We start from the raw sequence: 5,392 nt of genomic DNA, 5'->3' as shown, positions 1-5,392 counted from the left end.
GCACATCTTCGACGGCATCTGCGACGAACATGGCATCGAGCACCGGCTCACAAAGATCAACCATCCCTGGACGAACGGCCAAGTCGAGCGGATGAATCGGACCATCAAGGACGCCACCGTCAAGCGCTTCCACTATGACGATCACGATCAACTGCGCCGACATCTCGCCGACTTCATCTTAGCTTACAATTTCGCGCGCCGGCTTAAGACCCTCAAGGGCCTCACACCCTCACGAATTCATCTGCAAAATCTGGGCAAAAGAGCCTGAACGGTTCCGATTCGATCCCACCCATCAAATGCCGGGACTAAACACCTAGGCTCTGCCAAAGTGAGGTTGCTCAATATCCCCACTCTGGAGACAATCATGCTTTTGAACACTGACGGCCCCAACACCCAAGCCGCTATCCGAACCAATCTTGGCGCAGTCTTCGTGTCGTTGGAACTGAGCAAGTCGACCTGGCTTGTAACTTCGATGTCGCCGGGCAGCGAGAAGATGTCATTCCACTCGGTGAAGGGCGGTGACATTGCCGGTCTGTTTGCCCGCTTTGAGGCCCTGCGGCAGAAAGCGCAGGTCCGGCAGGGCAAACTGTATCCAGTGGTAGTCATCCAGGAGGCGGGGTTGGACGGCTTCTGGATCGAGCGAGTACTCGCAGCAGAGTCCTGGATTGAAAGCTACGTGGTCGATGCCGCCTCGATTGCGGTGCCGCGCAAGCGGCGGCGAGCAAAGACCGACCGGATCGATGGCGAGACGTTAATCCGGACGCTGATGGCCTACAAGCGGGGAGAGCCACGGGTGTGCTCGATGGTCAAGGTGCCGAGCCTCGAGGCGGAAGATCGGCTCCGCATTTCCCGCGAGCGCAAGGCGCTGGTGGCCGAGAGGATTGCTCACAACAACCGGATCAAGGGGCTTCTCTTCAACCAAGGGATCCGGGACTATGAACCGCTGTGCCGTGACCGGCGCAAGCGGCTGGAAGAATTGCGGACCGGCGATGGCCGCCCGCTGTCCCATCATCTCAAGGCCCAGATCGTTCGCGAGCTTGATCGTCTCGAACTACTGCTCGGCCAAATCAAGGCGGTCGAGGCCGAACGGGATGCGCTGATCGCCGAAGAGAAGCCCGACCAGACAGCGCCTATGACTGCGCTTCTTGCTCTCAAGGGGATTGGTGCGGAGTTTGCGGCCATCTTGTATGCTGAAGGCCTGTTTCAGCAGTTTGGCAACCGAAGGCAGATCGCCGCCTACGCCGGGCTGGCACCGTCTCCCTGGCAAAGCGGGACGATCAATCAGGAGCAAGGTGTCTCGAAGGCGGGTAATCCTCGGCTACGGACAACGATGATCCAACTGGCCTGGCTCTGGCTGCGCCATCAGCCGGATTCGGCTCTCACCCGCTGGTTCCATGTGCGGATCGACAAGGGCGCCTTGCGCAGCAAAAAGGTCGCAATCGTCGCGCTTGCCCGCAAGCTGCTCGTCGCGCTCTGGAAATACGTGCACCACGGCATCGTTATCGAAGGAGCCATCGTGAAGGCAGCGTGACGCTCTTCAACTCTCTTCCTATCCTCAGGAGTTGATCACTCCTGACGGGATCCGGGTGGACGCACCGAGCAATCCTATGGCCTCAACAGCCGTGTCGTAGAATGGTCCCGTCCTCCTGAGCCCTGACCGCTGGATGCGGGATATTGGTGCAGCCGCCTTGGAGCGGCGACCGGATGTGAGGTTGTACAGGTCCGGATATCGGACCGGTATTAAAAACGGGCTCAGACCATGGATACCGTGAACAGGGACAATCCCATGCCGCCTTGAAAATACCCCTTGACCCGAAAAGCCTCATGTGAGGGATTGCCGGGCAGCGCTTTTGCATGCAGGGCGAACTGGCCGCCCTTGGAGCGCTTCAGCGTGGTGGCCACCGACACCTTCACCCCGAACTCGTAAGGCATATGCGCCTTGCCCTTGCCGATGCATTCCACCTCGTGCGCGTGCAGGCTGTAGATCTTGCGACCGCGCTGGCGCTGACGTTGCTGGAGAACGGTGGCGGCCTGGTAGAGCGGCCATTTGAAGAGCGCGTCCAGCCCCGCGTCGCCGGCGATCTGGCGGGAGATGTCGCGAATGGTCCGCGTCATCGACGAGCGGTCGAACGGCAGCGTGTGGCAGAAGAACGTCTCACCGGTGAGGTGCTGGAAGTAGGGGTTCTCCACCCAGCGCTCGCACAGCACCTCGTCCGACAGGTTGAAGGTGTGCTTGAGGATCGCCAGCCCCGCCATCAGCCGGGTCGGCAGCGGCGACATGCCGGGGCCGTGAATAGACGGCGCCGAAACGCTCCTCCAGCACCGGCCAGTCGATCGCCTGCGCCGGCCGCACCAGCTCGTGCTTCATGTTGATGATCTGGTCGAGCCTGGAGCGGAACAGATCCTGCTCTCCCGTCTCGCGCTTCTCGCGTGGCCTGGACATTCGCCGTCCCCTCGATTCGCCCGCCGAACCGAGTGAATCACGCTCCGCAGCACAAGGGAATCGCAAAAACCGAATTGCAGGAAAACAGGGCCAAATACCGCAAAGCTTGCAATTCAAAACCTGCCGTCCGCCTTAATCAACGCGCCAGATCAACAACTTGCGGATAGTTCACGGTCGACTATATATTGGTTGAGGGGACGCCGCGCTTCCATCTATCCAGCCGCCGTACATTGGCAGCTTTACAGGATTGGCTGCCCCAACAACAATCATGTCATAGCGACGAAATGCCGACCTTCGGCGGAGTTCCGCGCGTAGAGAACTTTGGCTTCAGCACGTCAACTCCGCGAAACCAGATACTGGTCCTCCGCTGGAACCTCTTCGCTTTTAGATCCGTGTGAAATCGTAAATCGGCTTGGCGCGCCGGCCTCGCAATGCACACTACTAACCTCGGCCTCGACGAAGACAACATCGTAAGGCGGTCTAACTTCCGACAACAGCCAGATCGGTGCTGTCGTTCAGATGGTCACAGATTTACTGTCAACCTGTAAGCTTCCAAAATTGCAGCATGGATCGTGCGCGACGTTAAGGCGTCGCCGATCCGGTGCAGCGTGAATCCATCGCCAATTTGCCGCGGCTGAGGCAACCATTCCGCCATTGCGTCAACATCCGTCATTCCCTTGTTGAGCGAACGCTCGCTCAGGTCAAAAAAAAGCTCCGCTACGGGCATCGTTCCCGTCTCCAAAACTACCTGATCAGCGGTGATTTCTTGCCGGGCGTTTGTGAGTTGATGGATCAGCGTTGCGACAAGCCGGTTGCCCTCTCTACGTATGTCGCCAAGCTTCAGGTATGGAAGTGTCGTGACGCCCTGCGCCGCCAGCCGCTTGTGAAAGATTATCCTATCGGGGTACCCCATCTCAGTTGCGGCATAGGAGTCGGCCGTGGCTAACGTAACAATGTGCCTGTTGCCCGAGAGATGATCGGCCGTGGCAACGGCTTCGTGGCGACCGGTGTGGTCGCAGATCAGCACGTGTTTTTCGGGACGAACATCCCCTGACAGGAGATCCCAACTTGAAACTGCAAGGTTGGCGCCGGGGAGGTGGGCGCCAGGGAGGTCACCACCGGCTGGTATGCCACCTGTCGCGACAAAGACATGATGAGGATTTTCAGCCAGTACGTCGTCTGCTTCCGCGAATACGTTGCACCGTACGTCCACACCAAGCCTTTCTAGTTCGCTCACCCGCCAATCAACAATGGAAATTAGATCCCTCCGCCAAGATGTTTTGGCGGCTAGCAAGATTTGCCCGCCAAGACGCGGGGCGGCTTCGAATAAAACTACGTTGTGCCCGCGTTCGGCTGCGACGCGCGCTGCTTCCATTCCTGCCGGACCGGCGCCAATGACTACGACTTTCTTGCCCGGCGTCGCGCCCGCGGATACGGTCATCGGCAGCAATGTCTCACGGCCCGAAGCGGCGTTGTGGATGCAGTGCGGTTTTTTGTAGATGCAATGCGAAGCCCCGATGCAAGGGCGGATCCGATTCTCTTCGCCGCGGACAATCTTTTTGACGATCTCGGGGTCAGCAATATGGGCGCGGGTCATAGCCACCATGTCGAGCATGCCTTCACGGACAGCGTGGCGTGCATTAGCAACATCAGTCACTCGCGCCGCATGGAATACCGGCACTCCGATCTCTCGACGAAACCGGCCAACCAGGTCGAGGAAGGGCGCTAGAGGGCGGCTCATGCCAGGCATGTTTTCTTCAACGAGGGTCAGCTCCGTATCCATTCTGCCGACCATGCAGTTAAAGAAATCAACCGCTCCTTCTTGCTTCAAGATCGTAGCTATTTCCAGAACCTCGTCGAACCTCAACCCGCCGTCACCCTCATCCAGCGACAATCTCATACCGACGACGAATTTCTCGCCGACTTGGCGGCGAATTTCTTCGTGAACCATGAGTGCGAAGCGAACACGGTTCTTGATGCTCCCCCCGAAGTCGTCGTCGCGCAGATTGGTTCGCGGCGAAAGGAACTGGCCGATCAGATGTCCCCCGGCCAAGGTCTCCAGACCATCAAGCAAGCCTTCGCGGCAGCGCCGAGCTGCTTGGCCGAATGCGCGCACGACTCGATCGATGTCGCACCGATCCATTTGCCGAGGAAAATTGCGCTGCAGTTCTTCACGTACTGGCGATGGTGCAATCATCGGCAACCATGCCCCGGTTTGAGCATCGCCGCGACGACCGAGATGGGTGATTTGGCACATAAGTGCAGCACCATGCTGATGAATGCGCTCAGCGAACTGTTGGAAATAGGGAATGATCCGGTCAGTTCCGGCGTCCAACTGGCGAAACGTTGTAGGGGAATCCGGCGCGATGTTGGAACTGCCTCCGAACATGGTCAGCGCCAGGCCGCCCTTAGCCTTTTCCTCATGATAACGCTGATACCGCAAATCCGGCATACTGTCGTCGTCCATGGCTGAGGCATGAGCCGAACTCATCACTCGATTTTTCAACGTCAGACCACGAATTGTCAGAGGCTGCAGAAGCGGATCCTTTGTTGTTTGCTGAATAGCTGTCATGGACGTCACTCGAAGCTCCCGGGCAAGACTGTGAGGTGTCGCTTTAGAAAATCAACTAAACCATCGCTAAAGACTCGACGATTTAGAAGGGCCATATCGTCCTCCCTTATTCGCGTTCATATCCGCATGGCAGCGCAACTCGGTCGCCCTCAAGTTGACAGAATGACAAGCGCATGACATATTGTCAAGCGGCCTGAACTTGAAGGTAGGGCATCTGATTTGATAGTGCTTTTTAGGGACCGAGGCGCGCGTACGGCATGTTAACGCTTGATCCAAACACGGTGACTGTCGATGATGGCGCACCGCGATGGCCGCACGCGACGGGTTTGCAATCTGTATAGGTGCCAATGATGAAACGTAAGTCGAGCAATGGGGCG

General features: G+C 58.0%; 2 protein-coding genes and 2 pseudogenes. 2 read left to right on the top strand and 2 right to left on the bottom strand.

Annotated elements, in window-relative coordinates:
• Together CIT25_RS05150 and CIT25_RS05145 are read left to right on the top strand one after the other, a co-directional pair.
• Positions 1-317 (top strand): annotated as a pseudogene (locus CIT25_RS05150) (integrase core domain-containing protein); the annotation flags it as partial.
• A gap of 47 nt (positions 318-364) precedes the next feature.
• A complete protein-coding gene (locus tag CIT25_RS05145; RefSeq protein WP_095483495.1) occupies positions 365-1,531 on the top strand; it encodes an IS110 family RNA-guided transposase in 1,167 nt (388 codons plus the stop codon).
• Positions 1,532-1,830: 299 nt separating this feature from the next.
• On the opposite strand, the pseudogene CIT25_RS05140 reads toward CIT25_RS05145, so the two are convergent.
• Together CIT25_RS05140 and CIT25_RS05135 are read right to left on the bottom strand one after the other, a co-directional pair.
• Positions 1,831-2,443, bottom strand: a pseudogene (locus CIT25_RS05140) (transposase); the annotation flags it as partial.
• 523 nt (positions 2,444-2,966) lie between these two features.
• Positions 2,967-5,015: an NADH:flavin oxidoreductase gene (locus tag CIT25_RS05135; protein ID WP_095483494.1), complete on the bottom strand. Its 2,049-nt coding sequence runs from the start codon at positions 5,013-5,015 to the stop codon at positions 2,967-2,969.
• Positions 5,016-5,392: the final 377 nt, after the last annotated feature.

The sequence above is a fragment of the Mesorhizobium mediterraneum genome, assembly GCF_002284565.1.
GTDB lineage: Bacteria > Pseudomonadota > Alphaproteobacteria > Rhizobiales > Rhizobiaceae > Mesorhizobium > Mesorhizobium mediterraneum.
Note: the sequence above shows the minus strand (reverse complement) of the source record. Positions and strands in the feature narration are given on the sequence as shown.

Bases quoted from the DNA above. Each gene is read 5' to 3' on its own strand.
- CIT25_RS05145 (WP_095483495.1), top strand. From the start codon at position 365: ATGCTTTTGAACACTGACGGCCCCAACACCCAAGCCGCTATCCGAACC.
- CIT25_RS05135 (WP_095483494.1), bottom strand. From the start codon at position 5,015: ATGACAGCTATTCAGCAAACAACAAAGGATCCGCTTCTGCAGCCTCTG.